The organism is Streptomyces sp. NPDC028419 (genome assembly GCF_055565515.1).
In genome coordinates, this window is record NZ_JBVHUE010000015.1 from 90,353 (window position 1) to 116,618 (window position 26,266).

General features: G+C 73.6%; 15 protein-coding genes and 1 tRNA gene. 7 read left to right on the forward strand and 9 right to left on the reverse strand.

Annotated elements, in window-relative coordinates; genetic code table 11:
- Positions 1 to 16: 16 nt before the first annotated feature.
- From ACZ4UB_RS19115 to ACZ4UB_RS19140, 6 genes are all read left to right on the forward strand, one after another.
- A complete protein-coding gene (locus tag ACZ4UB_RS19115) occupies positions 17 to 811 on the forward strand; it encodes an NAD(P)H-binding protein (protein ID WP_468071527.1) in 795 nt (264 codons plus the stop codon).
- Between the two features lie 471 nt (positions 812 to 1,282).
- Positions 1,283 to 3,016, forward strand: a complete 1,734-nt coding sequence (locus ACZ4UB_RS19120; RefSeq protein ID WP_468071529.1) for a bifunctional 3'-5' exonuclease/DNA polymerase — start codon at positions 1,283 to 1,285, stop codon at positions 3,014 to 3,016.
- 169 nt (positions 3,017 to 3,185) lie between these two features.
- On the forward strand, positions 3,186 to 4,640 hold the full coding sequence (locus ACZ4UB_RS19125) for a serine/threonine-protein kinase (protein ID WP_354380631.1): 1,455 nt from the start codon (positions 3,186 to 3,188) through the stop codon (positions 4,638 to 4,640).
- A gap of 122 nt (positions 4,641 to 4,762) precedes the next feature.
- Positions 4,763 to 5,317: a hypothetical protein gene (locus ACZ4UB_RS19130; RefSeq protein ID WP_468071531.1), complete on the forward strand. Its 555-nt coding sequence runs from the start codon at positions 4,763 to 4,765 to the stop codon at positions 5,315 to 5,317.
- A gap of 11 nt (positions 5,318 to 5,328) precedes the next feature.
- Complete coding sequence (locus ACZ4UB_RS19135; RefSeq protein ID WP_468071533.1) at positions 5,329 to 7,350, forward strand: HesA/MoeB/ThiF family protein; 2,022 nt, start codon at positions 5,329 to 5,331, stop codon at positions 7,348 to 7,350.
- Between the two features lie 20 nt (positions 7,351 to 7,370).
- Positions 7,371 to 8,009 (forward strand): hypothetical protein, encoded by a 639-nt coding sequence (locus ACZ4UB_RS19140; RefSeq protein ID WP_468071535.1) that lies wholly within the window; start codon positions 7,371 to 7,373, stop codon positions 8,007 to 8,009.
- Positions 8,010 to 8,076: 67 nt separating this feature from the next.
- Here the strand turns inward: ACZ4UB_RS19140 and ACZ4UB_RS19145 are convergent, their stop codons facing one another.
- Positions 8,077 to 8,547, reverse strand: coding sequence for a GNAT family N-acetyltransferase (locus ACZ4UB_RS19145; RefSeq protein ID WP_468071537.1), 471 nt, complete (start codon positions 8,545 to 8,547; stop codon positions 8,077 to 8,079).
- A 155-nt stretch (positions 8,548 to 8,702) separates the two neighbouring features.
- Between ACZ4UB_RS19145 and ACZ4UB_RS19150 the strand changes: the two genes are divergently transcribed.
- Positions 8,703 to 13,550: a P-loop NTPase gene (locus ACZ4UB_RS19150; RefSeq protein ID WP_468071539.1), complete on the forward strand. Its 4,848-nt coding sequence runs from the start codon at positions 8,703 to 8,705 to the stop codon at positions 13,548 to 13,550.
- A 59-nt stretch (positions 13,551 to 13,609) separates the two neighbouring features.
- Here ACZ4UB_RS19150 and ACZ4UB_RS19155 read toward each other — a convergent pair.
- From ACZ4UB_RS19155 to ACZ4UB_RS19190, 8 genes are all read right to left on the reverse strand, one after another.
- Positions 13,610 to 13,683, reverse strand: a tRNA-Thr gene (locus ACZ4UB_RS19155).
- Positions 13,684 to 13,800: 117 nt separating this feature from the next.
- Positions 13,801 to 15,411, reverse strand: a complete 1,611-nt coding sequence (locus ACZ4UB_RS19160; protein ID WP_468071541.1) for an alpha/beta hydrolase — start codon at positions 15,409 to 15,411, stop codon at positions 13,801 to 13,803.
- A gap of 157 nt (positions 15,412 to 15,568) precedes the next feature.
- Positions 15,569 to 16,780 (reverse strand): DNA polymerase III subunit delta', encoded by a 1,212-nt coding sequence (locus ACZ4UB_RS19165; RefSeq protein ID WP_468071543.1) that lies wholly within the window; start codon positions 16,778 to 16,780, stop codon positions 15,569 to 15,571.
- 91 nt (positions 16,781 to 16,871) lie between these two features.
- Positions 16,872 to 20,165 (reverse strand): dTMP kinase, encoded by a 3,294-nt coding sequence (tmk, locus tag ACZ4UB_RS19170; RefSeq protein WP_468071545.1) that lies wholly within the window; start codon positions 20,163 to 20,165, stop codon positions 16,872 to 16,874.
- A gap of 421 nt (positions 20,166 to 20,586) precedes the next feature.
- Positions 20,587 to 23,376, reverse strand: coding sequence for a type I DNA topoisomerase (topA, locus tag ACZ4UB_RS19175; RefSeq protein WP_468071547.1), 2,790 nt, complete (start codon positions 23,374 to 23,376; stop codon positions 20,587 to 20,589).
- A gap of 312 nt (positions 23,377 to 23,688) precedes the next feature.
- Positions 23,689 to 23,886: a hypothetical protein gene (locus tag ACZ4UB_RS19180; protein ID WP_354380684.1), complete on the reverse strand. Its 198-nt coding sequence runs from the start codon at positions 23,884 to 23,886 to the stop codon at positions 23,689 to 23,691.
- Positions 23,887 to 23,988: 102 nt separating this feature from the next.
- Positions 23,989 to 25,515, reverse strand: coding sequence for a DUF7059 domain-containing protein (locus ACZ4UB_RS19185; RefSeq protein WP_468071549.1), 1,527 nt, complete (start codon positions 25,513 to 25,515; stop codon positions 23,989 to 23,991).
- A gap of 140 nt (positions 25,516 to 25,655) precedes the next feature.
- The gene (locus ACZ4UB_RS19190) at positions 25,656 to 26,222 is read right to left on the reverse strand and encodes a small secreted protein (RefSeq protein ID WP_468071551.1); all 567 of its coding nucleotides are present in this window, start codon (positions 26,220 to 26,222) and stop codon (positions 25,656 to 25,658) included.
- Between the last annotated feature and the right edge of the window lie 44 nt (positions 26,223 to 26,266).

Below are 26,266 nucleotides of genomic sequence, written 5' to 3' on the forward strand. Positions count from 1 at the left end.
CTTCGTTGACCAGTCCATGCTGTTAATCACCGGCGCCTCGGGCGCCCTGGGCTCCCTCATCGCCCAGAAGCTGGCGCACCACCCCCGGACCCTGATCGGCACCCGGACCCCGACCGCGAACCAGCGCGAGATCGACCTCGACGTCCCCCGCACCCTCGACTTCACCTCGGTCGAGACCCTCCTGCTGATCTCGGCGGGCTACGGCGAGGACGACACGGTCATCGCCCGCCACGAGGCGGCGATCGGCGCGGCCGAACGCGCGGGGGTGCGCCACATCGTCTACACGAGCCTGACGGCGCAGGGCGACCACCTCCCCTACGCCCTCGCCCACCGCTGGACCGAACGCCGCCTGCGCGACTCCCCCCTCGACGTGACCGTCCTGCGCAACGGCCTGTACGCCGAACTCCTGGCCGCCCTCGCCGCCCCCGGACCCGACGGCCGGATCACCGCCCCGCTGGGCACCGGCACCGTCGCCGCCGTGGCCCGCGAGGACCTGGCCGACGTGGCCGTACGGGTCGCCCTCGACCCCGGGGCGCACGCGGGCCGGACCTACGAGCTCGTCGGCGCCCGCTCGATCGGCGGCGCCGACCTGGCCGCCGCGACGGGCACGACGTACGCCCCCTCCACCCTGGCCGCCGCCCGCACCGCCCTCTCGGGCCCCGGCTCGGTCCCCTTCCAGGTCCCGATGCTGATCGGCACGTACTCCGCCATCGCGGCGGACTTCCTCTCCACCCCCGACCAGGGCCCCCTCCACACCCTCCTCCCCACCCCACCCCGCGACGCCTTGAAGACCTACGCGGCCACCACCTGACCCGAGCGGAACCGGTCGGCGCGGGCGGGCCGCGGCCGGGCCGGTGACCCGCACGAGTGTCTCCTCGGCTCGCGGCAGCGGCCCCGTCGGACACTGCGCCCGGTGGTGACCGCTCGTCCTTGCGGGGACACTCCTGCGCGCCCCCGTCCCGGCCGCGACCCGCACGGTGGTCCCGCGTCAGGGCGGGGTGTCCCCGCACGGTGGTTCCGCGTCAGGGCGGTGGCGTGGCGACGGGGTGGGGTGTCCCCGCAAGGACGAGCGGTCACCACCGGGCACGGACTCCGACCGGGCCGAGCCCGCGAGCCGAGGAGACACCCCACCCCGGCGCCGCGCCGCCGCCCTGACCCACCCCGGCGCCGCGCCGCCGCCCTGACCCACCCCGGCGCCGCGCCGCCGCCCTGACCCACCCCGACCCGCCGACACCACGCGCCGCCGCACCCCGATGTCAGACCCCGGTGGAACACTCGAACGATGAGCGACCACCCCGCCCGGTGGGCGTTGACCGAAACCCCGGACGGCCACTGGCAGGCCACCCCGGCCGACGGCCACGGCCAAGGCCAAGGCCCCCGCACCACCACCCCCACCCCCGCGGAAGCGATCCGCTCCGCCCCACCCGGCACCCGCTGGATCTGGCGCTCCACCCAGGCCGTCTACCCCCGCCTCCTCGCCGAGGGCGTCACCGTGGAGCGCTGCTACGACGTCGAGGACGCCGAACTGCTGCTCCTCGGCCACGAGGGCCGCCTCGGCGAACCCCGCTCCGCCGCCGCCGCATGGGCCCGCCTCACGAACGCCCCCGTCCCGCCCGACCCCCCGCAGCGCGCCGCCGAACCCGGCACCCAGTCGTCCCTCTTCGACCCCCGCCCGGCCCCGCTCCCCCTCGACGCCCTGCTCGCGGTCTACGCCGACCAGATGCGCCGCCACGGCGCCACCGCCCACCCCGACCGCATGCACCTGCTCACCACCGCCGAGTCCGCCGGGTTCCTCGTCGCCGCCGAGATGAACCGGGCGGGCCTGCCCTGGCGGGCGGACGTGCACCGCGCGCTCCTCACCGACCTCCTCGGCGAGCGCTACGCCGGCGGCGGGGCCCCGCGCCGCCTCGCCGAGCTGGCCGAGCAGATCTCCGCCGCCTTCGGCCACCCGGTCCGCCCCGACCTGCCCGCCGAGGTCATCAGGGCCTTCGCCCGCGCCGGGATCAAGCTGAAGTCCACCCGCCGCTGGGAGATCCAGGAGATCGACCACCCCGCCATCGCCCCGCTGCTGGAGTACAAGAAGCTGTACCGCATCTACACCGCCCACGGCTGGGGCTGGCTCCAGGACTGGGTGCACGACGGCCGCTTCCGCCCCGAGTACGTCCCCGGCGGCACCGTCACCGGCCGCTGGGTCACCAACGGCGGCGGCGCCCTGCAGATCCCCAAGGTGATCCGCCGGGCGGTCGTCGCCGACCCCGGCTGGCGGCTCGTCGTGGCGGACGCCGACCAGATGGAACCCCGCGTGCTGGCCGCGATCTCCCGCGACCCGGGCCTGATGGAGGTGGCCGGCCGCCCCGAGGACCTCTACACCTCGATCTCCCGCCAGGGCTTCTCCGGCGACCGCGACATGGCCAAGATCGCCGTCCTGGGAGCCGTATACGGTCAGACCTCCGGCGACGGCCTGAAGAACCTCGCCGCACTGCGCCGCCGCTTCCCCCGCGCCGTGGCGTACGTCGACGACGCCGCCCGCGCCGGTGAGGAGGGCCGTCTGGTCCGCACCTGGCTGGGCCGCACCTGCCCGCCCGCGGCGGGATCCGGCGCCCAGGAGGAGGCGGGCCTCCCCCAGGAGGACGGCGCGCCCGCGCACTCCGACGACGGCGCCCCGGATCCCGACACCGGCGCCGGCGGCACGTACGGCTTCACCCCCGGCTACGCCTCGTCCAACTCCCGGGCCCGCGGCCGCTTCACGCGCAACTTCGTGGTCCAGGGCAGCGCCGCCGACTGGGCCCTGCTGATGTTGGCCGCGCTGCGCCAGGCCACCGCCCACCTCCGCGCCGAGCTGGTGTTCTTCCAGCACGACGAGGTGATCGTGCACTGCCCGGCCGAGGAGGCCGAGACCGTGGCCGAGGCGATCCGCGCGGCGGGCGACCGGGCCGGCCGGATCGCCTTCGGCGAGACTCCGGTTCGCTTCCCCTTCACCACAGCCGTGGTGGAGTGTTATGCCGATGCAAAGTAGCGACGCAAAAGAGCCATACGAGGTTCAGAGATGTTTCAGAAATACGCTGAACCGATGACCGGGTGAGTGCCACCCTTGTCCCATGTCGGGTATTCGGGGGGCGGGCCCATCGCCCGTGCGGCGCCTTGTGCTGGACCGGTACGCACTGCTTGAGCGTTTCCAAGGAGGCATGGCGGAAGTCTGGAAAGCGCACGACCAGCGGCTCGACCGAACGGTCGTGGCCAAATTCCTCCGGGTCAATGACCGGGGCACCCATCCGGCCCTCCGCTTCCTGCGCGAGGCGAAGATCCTCGCGGCCATCGACGACCCCCGGATCGTCCGGGTGCACGACGTGGACGAGGCCCGGATCGACGGTTTCTGGCACCTCTACCTGATCACCCAGTACATCGACGGCCAGACCCTGCGCGTCGTCCTCCCCAAGGGCCGCCGGCTCGCGGTGGACCACGCCCTGCGCTGGGCGGCCGAACTGTGCGAGGCGCTCGTCCCGGTGCACGCGCGGGACCTGGTCCACCGGGACATCAAGCCGACCAACGTCATGGTCCGCGGGGCCCGGACGGCCGATCCGGACGCCTCGGGCAGCCTGGTCCTGCTGGACTTCGGCATCGCCCGCACCTACACGGCCTACGGCGCCCTCGGTTTCGCGGCCGGGGTCACCGGCGACGCCCAACTCGTGGGCACGCCGGAGTACATGGCCCCCGAGTGCTTCTTCCAGGACCCCATCGGACCGGCCACCGACCTCTACGCCGTCGGCTGCGTCCTCTTCGAGATGCTCACCGGCCGCCAGCCCTACTCCGCCCCCGACGACTACGGCGCACTGGTCAACCTCCACTGCCGGGCCCCGATCCCCTCCGTCCGCTCCCTGCGCCCGGAGGTGCCGCCCGCCGTGGACCACCTGGTCACCCGGCTGCTCACCAAGAACCCCGGCGAGCGCCCCGCCGACGCCCGCGAGGTCGCCGGGCTGCTGCGCGGGCTCGCCCTCGCGGTCGTACCGCGCCCCACCCTCGTCGTCACCCCGCCCACCCCGCCGCCGCCCGGCCCGCCGCCCGGACCCCCGGCCGACCCCGCCCGGGAGGTCGAGGCCCGCTGCAACGCCGTGCTGGAGGCCACCGAGCGGGATCCGGAGGGCGCGGTGGGCGAGCGGGTGCGGCTGCTGCGCGACGTACTGGACTTCGCGCACGCCACGCTCCCCGCCGACCACCGGGGCAGCTGGCTGGTCGTCCTGCACCTCGCCCAGGCCACGGCCCGGGCCGGGCGCCCCGCGGCCGCCGCCGAGCTGCTCGCGCCGGTGGCCGCCCGGGCCCGCCAGGTGCTGGGCGCCGACGACCAGTTGGCCGTCGTGTGCGCGCTCAACCTCGCCCGCTACATCGGCGAGTCCGGCCATCCGCGCCCGGCCGCCCAACACCTGCTCGAACTGCGCGCCGCCGTCTCCGGGGTCCTGTCCGCCACCGACCCCAAGCTCTCGGAGATCCGCTACGACCAGGCCCACTGGCTGGCCGCCGCCGGCGAGACCCGGCGCGCGGCGGCCGAGTTCGAGGCCCTGTACGCCGACCACTGGACGGCGTACGGCCCGGACCACCCGCAGACCGTCCGGCTGCGCGAGCTGATAGCCCGCACCCGGGCCTGACCCGTGGGCCGTGCCGCGCGGGTCCTCGCGCGGCACGACGCACGCCGCACACCACATCACGCACGACGCACGACGCACGACGCACGACGCACGACCGAATCATCAGGGAGGGGATGGGGACCATGGCAGACATGTACGACCTGAACGCGATCCGCGACAGCTTCTTCGCCAGCCAGTCCAAGAAGGGCACGGCCCAGTCGGAGGTGTACGTCGACCGCGAGGGCAAGGTCCGCCTCGGCACCGGCGGCCAGGACGACGCGCCGCTCTCCAGAGTCCCGCAGAGCACCTTCGCCGCGGGCGTCGACGCGGCCCGCCTGGAGCGCGAACGCCGCGTGGCGGCGGCCAAGATGCCCGCCAACACCTACTACGAGGACGCCCCCGGCGCCGAGGGCTGGGTCTACGAGATCAGCACGATGTTCGAGCACCGCTACGTGATGTGCGCGCGCTTCGACGGGGTCGAGTACCAGGTCCGCCTGATCGAACCGGAGTTGGAGTCGCTGCCCAGCCACGACCAGCACGGCTTCCACCTCTACCACAGCGGACTGATCTGCCTGTCCGAGCGCTCCGGCTCGGGCCAGCCCACCCTGGAGGAGGCGTACGCCCGCTCGGCGACCTGGGCGCTCGGCGTCGACTTCGTCCGCATGGGACGCCCGTTCCCGTTCAACCGCAAGCAGTAGGGACCGATGCCGTGCTGCCCGTACATGTCTTCGACTATGTGATCGACCAGGTGGGGCGGGACATCGGGCGCACCCGGCCCGAGCAGGGCGGCGCCCTGCTCGGGCTGCACGGACGCGACGTGCTCACCGCCTTCGTGCACGACGCGCGCGCCCAGGTGACCCGGGTGGAGTACAACAACACCCCGTGGCTGCTGGCCGAGATAGGCCGGATGGAGGAGGCCGGCCCGATCCGGTTCAAGGGCATCGTCCACTCGCACCCGGCGCGCATGCCCCGACCCTCCCAGCAGGACCACCGGGAGTACGGGCGCGCCCTGGAGGCCGTGCCCGACCTCGGGCGCTACATCGCGCCGATCGTCACGCACGACGTCACCACCCCGGGCGAGCGCCACGAGCTGTTCACCGACGCCGCCCGGATCTCGTTCTTCGGTGCGATGTGGACCGAGCGCGGGGTCCGGCTGGAGGCGATGCGTCCGGTGGTCGTGCCGCTGGCCGCCGCGCTCCGCCACGCCGGGCTGCCCTGGTCCGACTCCTTCCCGCTCACCACCCGGGTGGGCTCGGTGCCCGGGGTACGGGTCCCCCTGTCCCCGGGCCGCTCCGGCGCCCGGCGCTACCTCTTCGCCACCGCCGACTTCCCGGTGGCGCCACCGCTGCTGCTGGAGGAGGCCGGGGCGGACGGGCCGCACCCCGAGCTGATCGTGCGGGAGCTGGGCTGGGACCCGCGGATCCCGGAGCTGGACCGACTGCGCGAGGCCCTGGAGGCCCGTACGTCCGCGCCCGGACCCCGCGGCAAGGGCGGCGCGGGGCAGCCCGTACGACACACGCCCGCGCCCGGTCCGGAACCACTGTCCGCCACCCGGGAACTCCCCGTGCCGGACACCCGCGCCCCGAGCTACCTAACGCCCGACACCCGGCCCGGGGACACCCGGATCCAAGACACCCGGACCGCGGACTCCCCCGCACCCGGGCCGCTCGCCCCGCCCGCCCCGGACGCACCCCCGACCCCCTCCGCACCGCCGCCGGGCAGGCTGCGGCGGCTCGTCTACCGGGTCGGGATCGGCAGGCGGCGGGCCGCGCGCGCCGGTCTCTTCGCCCGGACCCAGGGTTTGCTCTCCCCCGCCCTCAAGGACGCCCACGTCCTGCTGGTCGGGGTCGGCTCGGTCGGCAGCTACCTCGCCGAGGTGCTGGTCCGCTCCGGGGTCGGCCACCTCACCCTGGTCGACCCCGACCGGGTCGAACCCGCCAACCTGGGCCGCTCCTTGTTCGGGGTGCGCGACATCGGCCGCAACAAGGCCAAGGCCACCGCCCGGCGGCTGCGCAAGGTGAACCCGCGGCTCAAGGTCACCGTGCTCAAGCGCGACGTCTCCGCCCTCGACTACCACCAGTGGTACCAGCGGATCTCCGACGCCCAGCTCGTCGTCGCCGCCACCGACGACAACCACGCGCAGCAACGCCTCAACCACCTCGCCTACTACCTGCGCCGCCCGGCCGTCTTCATCGGCCTCTACGACGGCGCCGCGGGCGGCGAGATCGTCTTCACCACCCCCGGCTCGCCCTGCTGGTCGTGCGCGACCGGCGGGGTCCGCGAGTCCCTGGGCGAGCTGGGCCACCAGCCGCGCACCGACTACGGCACCGGCCGCCTGTTCGCCGTACCCGGGCTGCTCACGGACATCCACTACCTGACCTCGGCCGCCGCGAAGGTCGTCCTGGCCCTGCTGCACCCGAGCGACGGACCGGACCGGGTCGGCGGGTTCCTGACCACACCGCTCCGCAAGGACCTGTCCATGGCCCTGTTCGCGATGGAGCCCGACCACTGGTTCTTCCCGCGCGTGCTCGGCGAGGCACCGGGCCAGCACGCGTTCCAGAGCATCTGGCTGCGCACCGGGCGGCGGCCCGACTGCCCGGTCTGCGGCGAGCTGTCGCTGCGCAGCGACCCCGGCGAGTACACCGGCCGGTCGAAGGACGACGCCGAACTCACCCGCGTCCAAAAGCGTGCCTACCAGGAACGCAGACGCCAGCAGCACCACCGGCACTGAAAGAGGAGGGAGGGAGATCCATGGTGGACGAGACCACCAAGCGGATGCGCGAAGCCCACGAGGCCCGTCGTAAGTTCGCCGAGGGCACGGCGGCGCCGACCCCGCCGCCGACCCCGAAACCCGCCCCGAAGCCCACCCCGACCCCGGCACCGACACCGAGGCCGACACCCACGCCCACGCCGCGGCCCCGGCCGGTGGCCGTGCCGCAGCGCCCGGTCGCGGGTCTGGGCGGGCTCGCGGCCTTCGGCCAGGGAGCGGCGCTCGTCCTGCTCATGTGGCGGCTGCTGCTCCTCAGCGACTGGACGGCGCCGCTGACGCTGTCGGCGCGGTACGCCCCGCGCTGGACCGAACCGCACCAGCTGGCGCTGAAGGAGATCGGCGCCAGCTGGTACCCCGACCTGCGCGAGCTGGTGCTCTTCCAGGGGCCGGGGCGGGAGTACCCGTGGCTCTTCCCGGCCTGCGCGGTGGTCCTCTACCTGCTGGTCCGGGTGGGCCGCCTGCCGGAGGGCCTCCAGGCCACGCTGGGCACGCTGGTCAGTGCCTACGGCCTGGCGGCCCTCCTCGCGAGCGCCCCGCCCCTGCTCGGCCAGTGGCCCCTCGGCCTGGTCCTCGCGGCCGCCGCCTGGGCCGTGATGTACCGCCTCTACGTCAGGGAGTGAGCCCTTCGGGACCCCACCGGGTCCCGACCGGGACCCGGGCCGACCCGCTGGCGCGCGCCGCTCCGGGTCAGCCCAGGTCGTGGACGTAGACGTGGAACTCGTCGCGCACGAAGCCCTCGGCCTCGTACAGCCCCTGGGCGACGTGGTTGTCGTACGCCGTCTCCAGCTGCACCCCGGACACCCCCGCCTCCCGCGCCCTCCGCAGGACCTCCCGCAGCAGGGCCCGGCCCGCCCCGGTCCGCCGCCCGTCCGGGGCGACGTAGAGGTCGCTCAGCACCCAGGCGGGGCGCAGTGCCAGCGACGAGAAGGTCCGGTACACCTGCGCGAGCCCCACGGTCACCGCCCCGCCGGCGTCCGCGTCGACGTCCGCGAGCAGCACGAGCGACTCCCCCTTGCGGATCCGCTCCGCGAGGAACTCCCGCGGCGCCCCCGGGTCCTCGACCTCCACCCGGTAGAAGTCGAGGTACCCCCGGAACAGCCCGGCGGCCACCTCGACGTCGCCGTCGCCGGCCTCCCGCACCACTACCTGCTGGTCCATGTGCACTCCTTCTCGTCCGCCCCTCGTGCCACTCCCATTATCGCGTTCCCCCCACGTCACAACGCTTCGCCGTCGGCGGGAAGAACCCCACGGATTCGGCCGCCAATCTCCGCACTTCCGGCCAGCGCGGGCGCCCCGATCGGTAGCCTGCTGGGATGACCCGCGACTCGACGAAGAGCGACGGTGAACCCGGCCGTGACCTGTTGGAATCCGGCTTGAACCTGCTGCGCAGCCAGCTGCCGCGCGCCAGTAGCGTCCAGTACGTGAAGTCGCTCGCGGGCGGTTATACGGACGCCCGCGTCGTCCTGTGCGACATCGGCCGGACCCCCGGCCACCCCGCGGACGGCTCCCTGAACGGCCAGTACGTGCTGAAGGCCGGCATCGCCAGCGGACGCCCGCAGTCCGCCGCCCACAACGCCTTCATCGAGGGCCTCCCGCACTTCGGCACGGGCCACGTCCCGCGGCTGCTGCACGCGTCACAGGACGCGGGCACCAGCGTCGACCTCTACGACATCGCCGGATCCAGCCTCGACCGGGTCCGCTCGGCCGAACACGTCGACGCCGAGGACCGCCAGGAGGTCCTGGCGCGCGCCTCCCGGGACCTGCTCGCCGCGCAGCTCGCCGCCGCGGGGCCACCGGACTACCGGGGCACGGTGGGATCCGTGATCCGCTCCTGGCTGGGGCCGGGCTTCCCGCAGGACCAGCGCGGGGCCCGCGTGCGCGAGGTGACGGCCCAGCTGCGCGGCACCGGCAGCGGGCGCGCGTTGCGCCACGAGGGCGAGTTGCTCCCGGACCCGCTCGTCCTGCTCGACCACGAACTCGGCCTGGTCGACGGGGAGCTGTCCCACTTCCGCGGCCCCACCCACGGCGACCTGCACCTGCGCAACGTCCTGGTGCGCGGCTCGCTGCCCACCCGGGACCTCGCGTACTGGCTGATCGACGTCAACTGGGGAGTGTCCCGCCCCCTGCTGTACGACCACGCCTACCTGGAACTCTCGGCGCTCCTCTTCGGCCTCGGCAATTCCACGAGCGGCCGGGTGCTGCCCCTGCTCGCCCGGCTCGACGACGAGAAGCTGACGGTCCCCGTCGAGTTGGACATCAATGACGCCGGGCTCGTCAACCTGCTCCGCGGCATCCGCAAAGAGGTGCGGGACGTCCTCATGGACGCCGAGTCCAACCGCGTCGACGTCTGGCAGCGCCAGCTGCTCTTCGCCCGGATCGCCGCCGGCCTCAACTGGGCCGCGAAGCCGCTCGACGACCTCTCCCTGCGCCGCGCGGCCCTGGTCAGCGCGGGCTGGGCGGCCCGGCTGCTGCTGCGCGAACACCACCCGAAGGTCTGGGTCGACGTCGCGGCGCAGGACCGGATCGGCACGACCGGCATCGCCACGAGCACGAGCGCCACCCCGGTCACGGCGCAGGAGGCGCTGCGCCGCTGGCAGCCCTTCCAGCGGGTGGGCGGCGGGATGGACCTGTTCCTCGTCGCCGACGAGGTCCGCGCACGGCCCGAGTTGGCCGCGCTCGCGCACTGCGGCTGGGCGACCGTCATCGACCTCGACCCCGCGAGCGACCAGAACGGGCTGTCCAGCGTCGTCGTCCCCGAGCTCGAAGAGCACCGGCACGTGAGCGTCTTCGGCGGAATCCGCACGCCGGTCCCGCCCACCGGTGCGACGAGCTGGCTGATGGCGAACGGCTGGAGCACCCACGACGAACCGTCGGCCGCGGCCGCCGCCGAATGGCGCCGGCGGGGCTACCTCCAGCGGGTGCGACAACTGATCGACGAGACGCACGAGGGCACCCCGCACCAGGCGGCGGCGGTGCTGTGCCTGCGCTCCGGACGGCGCGGCCGCGAGATCGACGACGTCATCGACTACATCGACGAGAAGTACGACGGGATCACCGAGAGCCTCGACCTCGCCCAGGCCCCGGCCGTCGACGGCATAGACATCGACGCCTTCCTCACCGTGGTGGCCGAGTCGCTGCCCCCGGCGGGCAGCAAGGCCGCGCCCGCACTGCCCGGCCTGGGCGGCCGCCCCTGGGAGCTCAAGCGGGCCGACCTGCACCGGCTCTCGGTCGACCTGGAGGTGCTGCACTCCGAGATCCTCTCCCACGGCCAGGCCGCGCCCCAGCCGACGACGGACGCCTTCTGGCGCGGCCGCCCGCCCACCTGGCAGGAGCTGGAGGCGTGGGTCGACGTACAACGCGACGCCTGCCCGGAGCTGATGAAGGAGGTCCAACAGCGCCTCGGCGACCACAAGCTCGACATGGTCCGCCTCGACCACTCGCCGGGCGCCGGGGGCACCACGCTCGCCCGCCGCGTCGCCTGGAACATGCACCGCAGCTATCCGACGGTGCTCCTGCGCCACTTCTCGGACAAGACGGCCGACCGCATCGACGAGATCTACCAGCAGACCGGCCACCCCGCCCTGGTCATCTGCGAATCCGCGATCCTGCCGGAGTACGACCGCGACGAACTGATCCACTCCCTCGCCCAGCGCAACACCCGGGCCGTCCTGCTGTGGGTGAACCGCACCAACGTCAAACGCCCCCGGATCAAGCACAAGCTGGTCGACCCGCTCCAGGGCGACGAGCGCGACCTGTTCCTGCGGGAGTACCGCAACCGCGCGCGGACCCCCCGCGCCCACCGGCTCCTCGACGCGCTGGCCGAGGGCGTCACCGACGTGGTGGCCGCGCAGAAGCTCTCCCCCTTCTTCTTCGGCCTGTGCGTCTACGAGGAGCAGTTCGAGGGGGTCGCCTCCTACGTGCGCAACCACCTCGCCGGGCTGAGCCGCAGCCAGAAGGAACTGGCCCGCCACCTCGCCCTCATCACCCGCTACGGCCAGGAACTGGGCCTCCCGGTCAACATGGTCGAGTCCTGGATGGGCCGCGAGCGCACCCGCGCCAGCGCCCTGAGCGACAGCGACCTCAGTGAGCTGCTCGGCCCGGACCTGCGCCACCTGGTGGTGGCCGAGCGGGGCGCGCTGCGGCTGCTGCACCCGCTGATCGCGGAACACGTCCTGAAGGGCGAGGCCGACGGCGAGCAGTACGGACTCGCCCAGATCTCGGTCGAGTTCATCAAGAAGACCACCGAGTACCTCGGCCCCGAGAACAGCACCACCGCCCGCCTCCTCAACGAGCTGTTCATCCGGCGCACCAGCTGGTCCCCGAACGGGCAGAAGCCGGACAACTTCGCGGAACTCATCGAGAGCATGTCGGTCGAGGCCGGCGCCCGCGTCTTCGAGCAACTCACCGTCCGCTGCCCGGACAACGCGCATTTCTGGAACCACCGCGGCCGCTACGACATCTACAAGGTCAAGGCGGACTTCCGCCAGGCCGAGTCCTTCGTGCTCAAGGCCGTGGAGAAGTCCCACGGCCACGACGCGACGCACCTGCACACCCTCGGCCTGGTCCGTCGCTTCTGGATCGAGAACGAGCTGGCCAGCCTGACCCGGGGCGGCGAGGAACACACCCCTGAACAACTCCTCGCCGCGATCCAGGAACTGTTCGACGGCGCGATGGAGGCGTTCACCAACGCCGGGAAGTACACCAACACCGACTACACCTGGTCCACCCCGATCCAACTCATCGCGACCGTGGTGGAACGCCTGTGGAAGGCCTCCGGGGTCGGCAGCCTCGTCGAGTTCATGGAGGGCAACGACCCGTCCGCGATGTGGGTGACCGAGCAGATCGGCCGCGCCGAGGAACTCCTGGACAACCTCCGCAACCTCAACGCCGAGGGCACGTACTACCAGAAGCTCAACAACCGGCTCACCGGCCTGTACGGCGACGTCGAGCGGCTGGTCGAGCAGTGGCAGGAACTGCGGCGCCGCGGCAACGACAACCCGGAGGTGAACCTCGCGATCGCCCGCACCCTGTACGCCAAGGCCGGGCGGGACTGGTCGAGCCTGTCCGAGGACAACGCGCGCCTCATAGCCGAGATGGCCGAGGGATCGGTCAACAGCGGCCGGGCCACCGACGCCGACCTGCGCCTGTGGTTCCAGTCCTACCGCAGGCTCCCCGAGTACACCGAGACCAACGCCCTGGAGCGACTGGCCTGGTTCGCCTCGGAGAAGAGCAGCCTGGACGCGAACTACTACCTCTACATCCTGCACTTCCTGATCTGGTACCGGGGGGACGCCCGCGACCAGGACCGCACCCGCTACTACCTGGAGGAGACGCGGCGCCTGAGCCGTCAGCACCGGCGGCAGTGGAGCTTCGAGTGGCTGGGCCACGGGCCGCGCCCGCACCCCCTGGTGCACTTCAGCGAGATGGGGCGGCAGCGCTACGGCCCGGCCGGCTTCTGGAGCCGGCCGCAACAGCTCAAGCGCGTGAGCGGGATCATCGAGGAGATCAAGAGCCCCCAGTCGGGCCGCCTGCGGATCACGAACGGCCAGATGCCGGCCTTCTTCACCCCGCGCAACCAGTTCTGGCAGACCCGCGACGTCAACGCCTCCGTCGAGTTCTACCTCGGCTTCAGCTACGAGGGCCTGCGCGCCTGGGAGCCCACGTACCCGGGCGAGACCCCCGACGCCCTGGCCTACGCGGAACCGCTCCAGCCGGTCGCCCTCCCGACGCCCTTCCCGACCCCCCGGACGGCCCCGCAGCCCCCCGACCCCGCACCGGAGCCGACGCCGGAGCCGGAACCGGAGGCAGCCGTCCCGGTCCCCGCGGCCCCGCAGCCCTACCGGGTCGAACCGGCGGTGATCCAAGCCCTCTCCGCCCGCCTACGGGCCACCGCCCCGCGCACCGCTCCCGGCACCCCGCCCCACCCCGACGGCCCGGAGGCCTTCACCCAAGCCGTCCTCACCCTGCTCCAACAGGCCCGCGCCGCCGACCGACAACTGACCTCCCTGGAACTCGGCGGCGCCCTCCAGAAGCTGTTCGGCATGGAGCCCTACCGCACGTTCCGCAAGAACCACGGCCAGGGCAAACTCCGCCCGGCCGTGGAGTCCCTGGGCTTCAAAACCACCCCGACCCCCCAGGGCTTCGACATCGACCTGCCGTAACGCCCTGAAAAACAGCAAAACCCCCAGGTCACGGCGAGTGAGTCCTGGGGGTTCTACAGAGCCGCCTTCGGGATTCGAACCCGAGACCTACGCATTACGAGTGCGTTGCTCTGGCCAACTGAGCTAAGGCGGCACCGCTGGGATGACGAGAATTTCCCTGGAGGGAGGCTCTCATCAGCAGCGGCGCCAAGTCTACAGGGTTAAACCGGGTGCCCCGCACCAGGTCGGCGGGGGGCTGTCGGGAGGGGGGTCAGCACTTCTTGCCGGCCTGCGGAGGGGTGCCCTCCAGGAGGTACTGGTTGATCGCCGTGTCGATGCAGTCGCTGCCGCGGCCGTAGGCCGTGTGGCCGTCGCCGTCGTAGGTGAGCAGGACGCCGGAGTCGAGCTGCTCCGCGAGGGCCTGGGCCCACTTGTACGGGGTCGCCGGGTCCCGGACGGTGCCGACGACGACGATCGGGGCCGCGCCCTTCGCCTCCGCGCGGTGCGCCGTGCCGGAAGCCTTGACCGGCCAGTACGCGCAGTTCAGCGAGGCCCAGGCGAGGCCCGCGCCGAAGACCGGGGAGGCCTTCTCGAAGGACGGCAGGGCCTTGTCGACGTCCTCCGGGGTGGTGAAGGCGGCGGGCTGGTCCAGGCAGTTCACCGCGGCGTTGGCGAACATCAGATTGGCGTACGTGCCCTTGGCGTCCCGCTCGTAATAGCTGTCCGCGAGCCCGAGCAGCCCCTGTCCCTCGCCGTTCTTGGCGTCCTTGATCGCCTCGCGCAGCTGGGGCCAGGCCGCCTGGTCGTACAGCGCCGCGATCACCCCGGTCGTCGCGAGCGACTCGCCCAGCGGGCGCGCCGCGTCCCCGCTGGGCACCGGCTGGGCGTCGACCTTGCGGAAGAACTCCTTCAGCTGCGCCGCCACCTCCTGCGGACCGCCCTGGCCGAGCGGGCAGTCGGGCTGCTTCGCGCAGTCCTGGGCGAAGGAACGGAACGCCGTCTCGAAGCCCTCCGTCTGATCCCGGTTCAGCTCCAGCGCCGGGCGCGCGGGGTCCATCGCGCCGTCCAGGACCAGCCGGCCCACCCGGCTCGGGAAGAGGTCCGCGTACGTCGCCCCGAGGAAGGTCCCGTACGAGGCCCCGACGTACGTCAGCTTCGCGTCCCCGAGGACCGCGCGCAGCACGTCCATGTCCCGGGCCGCCTCGACCGTGGAGACGTGCGGCAGCATCCGGCTGGACTTCTCGGCGCAGCCCGCGGCGAACTCCTTGAAGGCCGTGACCAGCTTGGCCCGCTCGGCCGGGTCGTCCGGGGTCTGGTCCACCTGGGTGAAGGCGTCCATCCGGGGGCCGCTCAAACAGTCCACCGGGGCGCTGCGGGCCACGCCGCGCGGGTCGAAGGACACCATGTCGTACTGGGCGCGCACGGGCGCCGGGTAGCCGATGCCCGCGTACGCCTGGAGGTACCCGATGCCGGAGCCGCCCGGGCCGCCCGGATTGACCAGCAGCGAACCGAGCCGCTTGCCGGGACCGGTGGCCACCTTGCGGGAGACGGCGATGTCGATGTCCTGGCCGTTGCCGGGGTGCGCGTAGTCCAGCGGGGCCTTCATGGTCGAGCACTGGAAGCCGGGCGCGCCGCAGTCGCGCCACTTCAGCTTCTGGGCGTAGTACGGGGCCAGGGCGGCCGGGATCGCCGTGGGCTCGGGTGCCTGCACGCTCGCGCCCCGGCTCGCCCCGGCGCTCGCCCCGGTCCCGGCCGGGGAGGCCGCTCCGGAGGGTGACGCGGCCGCTCGGGGGGCCGAGCTGCCCGACGTGCATCCGGAGAGCAGGAGCCCGGCGGCGGCGATCACGGTTCCGGTGGTGCGCAGCAGGCGACTCGTGTCCATCTCCGGAGCGTACGGCCTGCCCGGCGCCCCCGAGGTGGAGGCCGCGCCCGGTCCGCGGGGTGACACCGGGGGACGCGCGGCGCACCGGGGCCCGCCGCGGCCGGGCCGCGCCCTGCCCGTACGGGTGAGCCGGTCAACCGGCGTCCCGCCGCGCCCCTCAGCCGGCGCGCAGGGCCATCGTCATCGCCTCCACCGCGAGGAGCGGGGACACGTTGCGGTCCAGCGCCTCCCGGCAGGCGATGATGCCCTCGATGCGGCGCAGGGTCCGCTCCGGGCCCGAGGCGCGGGCGACCCGGTCGAGGTCCGGACGCACTTCCTCATTGGCGATGGCCAGTCCGGAGCCGAGCTGGAGCGCGAGCACGTCCCGGTAGAAGCCGATCAGGTCGGTGAGCGCCAGGTCGAGGGTGTCGCGCTGGGTCCTGGTGCGGCGGCGCTTCTGCCGGTCCTCCAGGTCCTTCATCACCCCGGCGGTACCGCGGGGCATCCGGCCGCCGGTGCCCGCGCCGGCGCCCATCGCGGCGCGCAGCTCCTCGGTCTCCTTGACGTCCACCTCCTCGGCCACCTGCTTGGCGTCCTCGGCGGCGGCGTCCACCAGCTCCTGGGCGGCCTTCAGGCACGCCCCCACGTCGTCCACCCGCAGCGGCAGCTTCAGCACGGCGGCCCGGCGGCTACGGGCCCGCTCGTCCGTGGCCAGCCGGCGGGCCCGGCCGATGTGTCCCTGGGTGGCCCGGGCGGCCGCGGCGGCGGCCCCCGGCTCGATGCCGTCCCGCCGGACCAGTACGTCGGCGACGGCGGCGACCGACGGGGTGCGCAGCGTCAGGTGGCGGCAGCGGGAGCGGATGGTGGGCAGCACGTCCTCCAGCGAGGGCGCGCACAGCAGCCACACCGTGCGCGGGGCGGGCTCCTCGACGGCCTTCAGCAGGACGTTCCCCGCGCCCTCGGTGAGCCGGTCGGCGTCCTCCAGGACGATGACCTGCCAGCGGCCCACGGCCGGGGAGAGCTGGGCCCGGCGGACCAGGTCCCGGGTGTCCTTCACGCCGATGGACAGCAGGTCTGTGCGGACGATCTCGACGTCGGCGTGGGTGCCGACCACGGTCGTGTGGCAGCCGTCGCAGAACCCGCAGCCCGGTTCACCGCCGAGCGCCCGGTCCGGGCTCGTGCACTGCAGGGCCGCGGCGAAGGCGCGGGCCGCGGTGGACCGGCCGGATCCGGGCGGGCCCGTGAAGAGCCAGGCGTGGGTCATCTTCGACGCGGTCGCCGATTCGATGCCCTCGGCATCGGCCGTGACCAGCGCGTCGGCGTCGCGGGCGGCGGCGGCCAGCTGTGCCTGAACGCGCTCCTGGCCCACCAGGTCGTCCCATACGGGCATGCCGCCCACCACCTCTCTCGCTACGTGTCTCTACGTGTCCCTACGTGCCCCCAGTGTGGCGGGGTGCACTGACAATCCCGGCCGGCCGCCGTCAGCGGCGGCGCGGCCGGCCCCCGGCGCCGTCGCCGTCGCCCTCGTCGCCGTCCTCGTAGCGCCCGCGCGGGCCGAGCAGTTCGTCCGCGAGGGTCGGCTGGTCGTCCATCGGGGTCTCCTGCGCCCACGCGGGCCGGTGGCGCGGGCGCCCCGACTCGTCGAGGACCGGCAGCTCCCGGGTGACGTCGTTGCCGTTGCCGGCGTGGTCGTCGCCGGGGCGGTCGGATCCGCCGCCCTGGCCGCCCGCTGAATCCCGGAAGATCCGCTGCGGCACCCGGGCCGTCGGGTCGGAGGCGCGGACCGGCGGCAGCACGGCCGTCTCCTCGTTCGGGGAGGCCGGCGGCGTGGAGGCCTGCGGCGGCGAGAACTTCGGAACCGGGACCGTCTGGGTGATGTCGTCCGGCTTCACGACCGGCGTGACCACCGTGATCGCGTCCGCCGGATGGGCGCCCTCCGCCGGATGGGCGGCCGAGGGCCGGTCCGGCAGCGGCTCCTTGGCCATGTCGACCCGCGGCACGGGCGCCGTGACCGCCTCGGCCGACTTCTTCGCAGCGGCTTCGGCCGAGGCCTTGGCCGCGGCTTCGGTCGCGGCCTTGGCGGCGGCTTCGGCCGAGGCCTTGGCGGCGGCTTCGGCCGAGGCCTTGGCAGCGGCATCCGCGGCGGCCTTGGCCGCCGCGGCCTTCGCGGTTTCGGCGGCGACGGCCGCGGCCGAGGCCTCGGCCAGCCGGCGCGCCTCCTCCGCCTTCAGCAGGGCCTCCTCGGCACGCCGCTGCTTCTCCAGGCGCCGCTCCTCGGCCTCGGCCCGCAGCCGGGCCTCCTCCTGCGCCTGCGCCCGCAACCGCTCCTGCTCCAGCGCGCGGGCCTTCTCCTCGGCCTCCGCGCGCAGCCGCTCGGCCTCGGCCCGGGCCCGGGCCTCCTCCTCGGCGCGCAGCCGCTCCTCCTGCGCCTTGCGGGCGGCCTCCGCCTCGGCTTCGAGCCGGGCCGCCTCCGCCTCACGGGCCTTGCGCGCCTCTTCCTCGGCCCGCAGCCGGGCCTCTTCCGCCTTGCGCGCGGCCTCCGCCTCGGCGGCCCGCCGCGCCTCTTCCTGGGCCAGCCGGCGCGCCTCGATCTGCGCCGCCACCTCGGCCTCGGACAGCGGGAGCATCCGGTCCATCCGGTGCCGGACGACGGTGGCCACCGACTCCGGGTCCTGGCCCGCGTCCACCACCAGGTAGCGGCCGGGGTCGGCCGCGGCCAGCGTCAGGAACCCGGACCGCACCCGCTGGTGGAACTCCTGGGGCTCCGACTCCAGCCGGTCCGGCGCCTCCGTGAAGCGCTCCCGGGCCGTCTCCGGGGAGACGTCCAGCAGGATCGTCAGGTTCGGGACCAGCCCGTCGGTGGCCCAGCGCGAGATCCGGGCGATCTCGGTCGGCGACAGGTCGCGGCCCGCCCCCTGGTAGGCGACGGAGGAGTCGATGTACCGGTCGGAGATCACGACCGCACCGCGCTCCAGCGCCGGCCGGACCACCGTGTCCACGTGCTCCGCCCGGTCGGCGGCGTACAGCAGTGCCTCGGCGCGGTTCGAGAGCCCGGCCGAGGAGACGTCCAGCAGGATCGAGCGCAGTCGCTTGCCGACCGGGGTCGCCCCCGGTTCGCGCGTGACGACGACCTCGTGGCCCTTGCTCCGTATCCAGTCGGCGAGCTTCTGCACCTGGGTGGACTTGCCGGCGCCGTCGCCGCCCTCCAGGGCGATGAAGAACCCGGTGCCGGAAGCGGCCTGCACCGGCTCGCCGCCGCGCAGCGCCTCGCGCAGGTCACGGCGGAGCGGAACGCCCCGGCGGTCGTCCGCCTTGATCAGCACGACGACGGCCACCGGCAGCAGCAGCGCGCCGACCAGCATGAGGACGAAGGCCGCACCGCCGTGCTCGAAGACGACCCGGCCCGCCACCAGCCGGTGCGCACCGATCAGGGCGGCCAGCGCCGGGGCGCCGACGGCGCCGAGGCCGACCGCGACCCGGACGGCCGCGTGCAGGTGCTCGGTGACCCGGACCCGGCGGAACTCCTCGGTCTCCTGGTCGAGCAGGGTGTGCCCGGTGTTGGCCGCGACGCCCGCGGCGGTCCCGGCGAGCAGGGTCAGGAAGAGCACGGTCGCGGTGTCCGCGACCAGGCCGGTCAGCAGCAGCGCGAGGCCCGTGACGGCCACCGCCAGGGCCAGCAGGCGGCGCCGCGAGAGCGCCGGCAGCACCTTGCCCGCCTGGGTGAGCCGGATCCCGGCCGCGGTGCCACCGGCCAGCGCGAGCACCAGCAGCGCGAAGGTGGCGGGGCCGCCGGCCAGGTCGTACGCGTGCAGAGCGGCCACGCCGACGGCGCAGGCCACGGCTCCGGCGACCGCGGCGCAGGCGAGCACGAGCAGCCGGATGGCGCCCGTGCGCCCCTGCTCCGGACGGTCACCGGCCTTCGGGGCGCGCAGCCCCTCCAGCGGGGAGCGCGGACGCGGGGTCTTCGACTCGGGGAGCACCAGCGGGAACAGGAGCGACACGGAGGCGGCGAAGAGCCCCGCGGCGACGTACGAGCCGAGCGCGGCCTGGTTCTGCGCGAACCAGTCCACGCCGAGGCCGATCGCGCGGCCGACCAGGGTGGCCGCGAGCAGCGCGGTGGCGGCGAGCGGCAGCGCGGCGAACGCCGTGCGCAGGGTCAGGCGCCGCAGGGTGTCGAGGTGGTCCGGCAGCGGGCGCACGGTCGCGCCCTCCGGCGGCGGCCCGGGCAACAGGGCCGGGGCGGCACTCTCCTTGGCCAGCGTCCACAGGCGCTCGGCTGCGCCGGAGACGAAGACGGTCGCGAGCAGCACGGTCAGCGCGTGCTCCGGGATCCAGTCGAGCCAGAGCGGGGCCACGACGAACAGCGCGATGCGGACGCCGTCGGCGCCGAGCATGGTCCAGCGGCGGTCGAGCTTGCCGCCCGGCGCGGTGAGCTTGGTCAGCGGGCCGAGCAGCACCGCGCCGCACAGCACGGTGGCCAGGACGCGCACGCCGAGGACGGCCGCGACGGCGAGCGCGGGGCCGCGCGGGCCGCCGCCGAAGGAGCCCTCCGACACGGCGGCCTGGAGCGCCAGTAGCACCAGGACCAGCAGCGCGAGCATGTCGCCGATGCCGCTCACCAGCTGGGCGCTCCACAGGCGGCGGAGCCTGGGGGTGCGCAGCAGGGCGCGCACCGCGCGTTCGCGGGAGTCGGCCGCGAGGGCTTCGTCGTAGGTGGGGGCGGAAGGGGAGGTCTCGGGGGCCGTGACGACCGTCGGCTGCTCGGCTCGCGTCATCCGCCCAGCCTATCCGCTGCGCTTGGCGGGTGCGGAGGGCTGTGGACGGGCTCGGGCTGTGAGCCCGGACCCACTTCCGCGGGGCGGGGCCGGACCCAGTTCCGCGGGGCGGGGCCGGGCCGGCACCGCGGGGCGGGGGACGCGCGCGGCGCGGGACACCGGCGGGCCGGGACCGCGGGGGTGTCACCTCGGGGCGGGGCCGTGCAGGAGGGTCTCCTCGGCTCGCGAGCGCTCGGGGGGTCGGAGGGTGCGGCGGGGGTGGCTCGCTCGGCCTGCGGGGACCCTCCTGCCCGGCCCCGCCCCGGCCCCGTCGGAGTTCGTCCCGTCCGTGGGAGTGGGGGGACAGCGGCCCGTCCGGCCCGGGGCCTGGACGACCGAAGGGCCCCGCGGTGTGCGGGGCCCTTCGGGTGTCGGGGGCGGGTTACTCGTCCGTCGACGGGGTGGCGGCGGCGGTCTTCTTCGCCGTCGTCTTCTTCGCCGTCGTCTTCTTGGCGGCCGTCTTCTTGGCCGTCGTCGTCTTCTTCGCCGCGGTCGCCTTCTTGGCCGGGGCCTTCTTGGCGGTCTTCTTCGCCGGGCCCTTCGCGCGCTTCTCCGCGAGCAGTTCGTAGCCCCGCTCCGGCGTGATCGTCTCGACGTCGTCGTCCCGCCGCAGCGTCGCGTTCGTCTCGCCGTCCGTCACGTACGGACCGAAGCGGCCGTCCTTGACCACCACCGGCTTCTCGCTGACCGGGTCGGTGCCCAGCTCCTTCAGCGGCGGCTTGGCCGCGGCCCGGCCGCGCTGCTTCGGCTGGGCGTAGATCGCCAGCGCCGCTTCCAGCGTGATCGAGAAGAGCTGGTCCTCGGTCTCCAGGGAGCGCGAGTCCGTCCCCTTCTTCAGGTACGGGCCGTACCTGCCGTTCTGCGCGGTGATCTCGACGCCTTCGGCGTCCACGCCGACGACGCGCGGCAGCGACATCAGCTTGAGCGCTTCCTCCAGCGTCACCGTGTCGAGGCTCATCGACTGGAAGAGCGAGGCCGTCCGCGGCTTGACCGCGTTCTTGCCCGTCTTCGGCGTGCCCTCGGGAAGGATCTCCGTCACGTACGGCCCGTAGCGGCCGTCCTTCGCGACGATCTCGTTCCCGCTGATCGGGTCCTTGCCCAGGGCGAACTCGCCGCTCGGCTTCGCGAAGAGCTCCTCCGCGTACTCGATCGTCAGCTCGTCCGGAGCCATGTCGTCCGGTACGTCGGCCCGCTGGTGGCCCTCGGAGTCCTTCTCGCCGCGCTCGACGTAGGGACCGTAGCGGCCCACGCGCAGCACGATGCCCTCGCCGACCGGGAAGGAGGAGATCTCCCGGGCGTCGATCGCGCCCAGGTCCGTGACCAGTTCCTTCAGGCCGCCCAGGTGGTCGCCGTTGGCCGGGACCACCTCGGAGGCGTCCTCGGAGCCGAAGTAGAACCGCTTGAGCCACGGCACGGACTGGGCCTCGCCCCGCGCGATGCGGTCGAGGTCGTCCTCCATCTTGGCGGTGAAGTCGTAGTCGACGAGCCGCCCGAAGTGCGTCTCCAGCAGGTTCACCACGGCGAAGGACAGGAAGGACGGCACGAGGGCCGTGCCCTTCTTGAAGACGTAGCCGCGGTCGAGGATCGTGCCGATGATCGACGCGTAGGTCGACGGACGGCCGATCTCGCGCTCTTCCAGCTCCTTGACCAGCGAGGCCTCGGTGTAACGGGCCGGGGGCTTGGTCGAGTGACCGTCGGCCGTGATGTCCTCGCCGGTCAGCGCGTCGCCCTCGGCGACCTGCGGCAGCCGCTTCTCGCGGTCGTCCAGCTCGGCGTTCGGGTCGTCGGCGCCTTCGACGTAGGCCTTCATGAAGCCGTGGAAGGTGATCGTCTTGCCGGAGGCGGAGAATTCGGCGTCGCGGCCGTCGCTCGCCCGGCCGCCGATCTTGACGGTGACCGAGTTGCCGACCGCGTCCTTCATCTGGGAGGCGACGGTCCGCTTCCAGATCAGCTCGTACAGGCGGAACTGGTCGCCGGTCAGACCCGTCTCGGCGGGCGTGCGGAAACGATCACCCGAGGGACGGATCGCCTCGTGCGCCTCCTGCGCGTTCTTGACCTTGCCCGCGTAGACGCGGGGCTTCTCCGGCAGGTACTCGGCCCCGTAGAGCTGCGTGACCTGCGCCCGGGCCGCCGTGACGGCGGTGTCGGACAGTGTCGTGGAGTCCGTACGCATGTAGGTGATGAAGCCGTTCTCGTACAGCTTCTGCGCCACCTGCATGGTCGCCTTCGCACCGAAGCCGAGCTTGCGCGAGGCCTCCTGCTGGAGCGTGGTCGTGCGGAAGGGCGCGTACGGGGAACGGCGGTAGGGCTTCGACTCGACCGAGCGGACCGCGAAGGCCGTCTCGGCGAGGGCGGCGGCCAGCGAGCGCGCGTTCGCCTCGTCGAGGTGCAGCACCTCGCTCTTGAGCTGGCCGGTGGAACCGAAGTCGCGACCCTGGGCCACGCGCTTTCCGTCGACCGTGTTCAGCCGGGCGACCAGCGAGGACGGGTCGGAGGCGTCACCGGCGCGGCCGGTGGCGAAGGTGCCGGTCAGGTCCCAGTACTCGGCCGAGCGGAAGGCGATGCGCTCGCGCTCCTTCTCGACGACCATGCGGGTGGCCACCGACTGGACGCGGCCCGCCGACAGCTTCGGCATGACCTTCTTCCACAGGACCGGCGAGACCTCGTAGCCGTAGAGGCGGTCGAGGATGCGGCGGGTCTCCTGGGCGTCGACCATGCGCTGGTTGAGCTCGCGCGGGTTGGCGACGGCGTCGCGGATCGCGTCCTTGGTGATCTCGTGGAAGACCATCCGGTGGACGGGGACCTTGGGCTTGAGGACTTCCTGCAGGTGCCACGCGATGGCTTCGCCCTCGCGGTCCTCATCGGTGGCGAGGAAAAGTTCGTCGGACTCGGCCAGCAGCTCCTTGAGCTTCCTGACCTGCGCCTTCTTGTCCGCGTTGACGACGTAGATCGGCGCGAAGTCGTGCTCGACGTCCACACCGAGACGACGGACCTCGCCCGTGTACTTGTCGGGAACCTCGGCCGCGCCGCTGGGGAGGTCGCGGATGTGCCCGACGCTCGCCTCGACGACGTATCCCGGGCCGAGGTAGCCCTTGATCGTCTTCGCCTTGGCAGGAGACTCGACGATGACGAGTCGGCGGCCGCCCTTTGCGGTCTCGCTAGTCGGGGACAACTTGGCTCTTCTCTCCGGTCGGCACTCGGTCGCAGTACGGCGACGCTGCGGAGTGTGACGGTACAACCCGCCCCCGTGTCAAACGGCACAAGCCCGCAACGGCCACTCGAACGGTAACCCGACAAGTGCCACTTCTGCCGCCCGGATGCCGCGGCGGCCCCCTCCCGATCACCGTGCGGGGGGTCCTGGGGGCCGTCTGGCCCCGCCCCCGGAGCCCTCCCCGGGCGATCTGCGAACGGGCCTGGCGAACGGGCTCGCGCCCGCCGCTCCGCCCGCCCCACGGGCCTGCGGCGCCCCGCCCCCGCGCCGGTTTCAGATCCGGCCGAGGCACCACGCGCCGAGCGCGAGCGAGACCGCGCCGGCCAGGACGGCGACCGGTACGGCCACGGCGTGGCGCACGCCCTCGGCGACCGGCGCGCGGCGCCATGCGCGCGCCCCCGTCCAGGTCAGCAGGGCCGCGCCGAACAGCAGGAACACGGTCGCCGCGAAGACCGCCGGACCACTTTCCACGCCGATTCCCCCGCCCCGCGCGCCGCCGCCGAAGTCCCCCCGGACTCCCCCGGTGCGGACCCTTCCAGCCCCGGGCGTACGGCGGGCGAACCCCGGGTTAACTCACGGCTGCGAGGGCTCCGCGGGCTCCGCCGGCTCCAGGAACCCCTGCTCCACGAGCAGCCGGATCGCCTCCGGCGTGCGGTCCCGCAGCACCACCGGATCCTCCTCGACCAGGTGGGCGATCGCGTCGAGGATGCGCCCGGCGCTCAGTGAGCCGTCGCACACTCCGGCGAAGCCCGCGCCGACCGTGTCCACCTTGGTCGCGCGCCGCATCCCGCGGTTCTGGCGGAGCACGACGTGCTCCGGGTCCTCCGCGCCGGGCGCGCCGACCTGCTCCTGGACGACCTCCACGGCGAGCCGGAAGTACCCCTCCAGCAGCGCCGCGTCGTCGTGCTCGCGCAGGTAGTCCTGGCGGGCGAAATGGGCCCGGACGGTGTCGCCGAGCGGCTGTTCCACCGAGTGCGGCCATTCTTCGACCACGATCGACGGGACCGCCGCGTCCGTCCGGCGCAGGGTGATCCAGCCGAAGCCGATCGACTTGGTCTTGCGGGCCTCGAACTCGTCCAGCCAGGCCTCGTAGCGCCGGGCGTACGCCTCGGGGTCCTCGCGGTGGTCGCCCGCGTCCCGCAGCCACAGCTCCGCGTACTGCGTCACGTCCTGCACGTCACGCTGCACGATCCACGCGTCGCAGCCCGCCGGCACCCAGGAGCGCAGCCGGTCGTGCCAGTCCTCGCCCTCGACGTGCTGCCAGTTGGCCAAGAACTGCGCATATCCGCCCGGATTCAATCGGTCGCCGGCCTGCCGGACCAGCGCGCGGCACAGGTCGTCGCCGCCCATTCCGCCGTCCCGGTAGGTCAACCGGGCCCCGGGCGAGATCACGAAGGGCGGGTTGGAGACGATCAGGTCGTAGGTCGCGTCGCCGACCGGCTCGAAGAGCGAACCGGTGAGCAGCTCGGCCTCCGGGGCCCCCGACAGCGCGAGCGTCAGACGGGTGAAGTCCAGGGCGCGCGGGTTGACGTCCGTGGCCGTGACCCGGGTCGCGTGCTGCGCCGCGTGCAGGGCCTGGATGCCGGATCCGGTGCCGACGTCGAGGGCCGAGCCGACCGGGGTGCGCACGGTGATCCCGGCCAGGGTGGTGGAGGCCCCGCCGACGCCCAGGACCACGCCCTCCTCCCGGCTGCCGATCCCGCCGGCCCCGCCGACCGCGCAGCCCAGGTCCGAGACGATGAACCAGTCCTCGCCGTCCGGGCCGCCGTACGGCCGCACGTCCACCACGGCGTGTACGTCGTCCCCCGCGCGGCGCAGCCAGCCGTCGGCCAGCGCCTCCTCGACGGGCAGCGCGGCCGCGGCCCGGTCGTAGGGCACGGGCCGTTGGAGCAGGAAGAGCCGCACCAAGCCCTCCAGCGGACCGTCTCCGCGGGTGGCGCGCAGGGCGGGGACCGTCTCGCTGCGGGCCAGCGCGGCGTAGGCGGGGGCGCCGAGCAGGTCGAGCAGGCCGTCGGCGGTGAAGCCGGCGGCGAGCAGGGCCGCGCGCAGGGCGGCGGCGCGGGCGGGCGAGGGGAGGCGGGGAAGGCTGGTGGTACTCACCCGCCCATTGTGGCCGCTGTCGCCGACATTGCGTGCGACGCGGCGGACACGGGCGGCGGCCCGGCGCGCGCCAGGGCGGCCGGGTCCGTTTCCGGTCCCGGCCGCCCTGGTCGACGTACGCCCCGTCAGGAGGCGGGCGGTCAGCTCTTGGACGGCTCCGGGGCCGCCGCCACCTGGCAGCCCTTCTGGCCGTTCATGGACTTGTCGAGGCCGCCCGCCTTCAGCTTCTCCAGGGCCGCCTTGCCGCCCTGGGTCGTCTGGTCGAGGCCGCTCGCGATGGTCTTGAGGCCCTCGGCGAACTTGCCCTGGTCCTTGGGATCGAGGGCGTCCATCTTCGTCTTGAGGTCCGCATAGCCCTTGGAGGTGTCCTCGAAGCCCTTGACGGCGGCCTTCTGGGTCGCATCACCGTCCTTGACCGGAGGAACTCCCGCGCTCGTCAGGGCCGTACCCATGGCCTTGTACGAGGTGGACATGGTCTGGAACGCGCCCGCGTCGGTCTTCTGCACGTCCTCGGGCTTGCTGCTCTCGGTCGCCACGCGCTTGATGTCGGCGTTGGCGGCTTCGATCTTCTTGAGCTCGGGCTGCCACTTGTCGCAGACCTTCTTGGCCCAGTCGTCGGTCTTCTTGTCGCCGTCGTCACCGCAACCGGACAGCACGAGCATCAGTACCGCGCCGCCGGACAAGGCGGCCGCAAACTTCTTGTTCACCGGATCGGTCCCTTCCAAGGCTCTCGGCCCGGAAGATACACGTC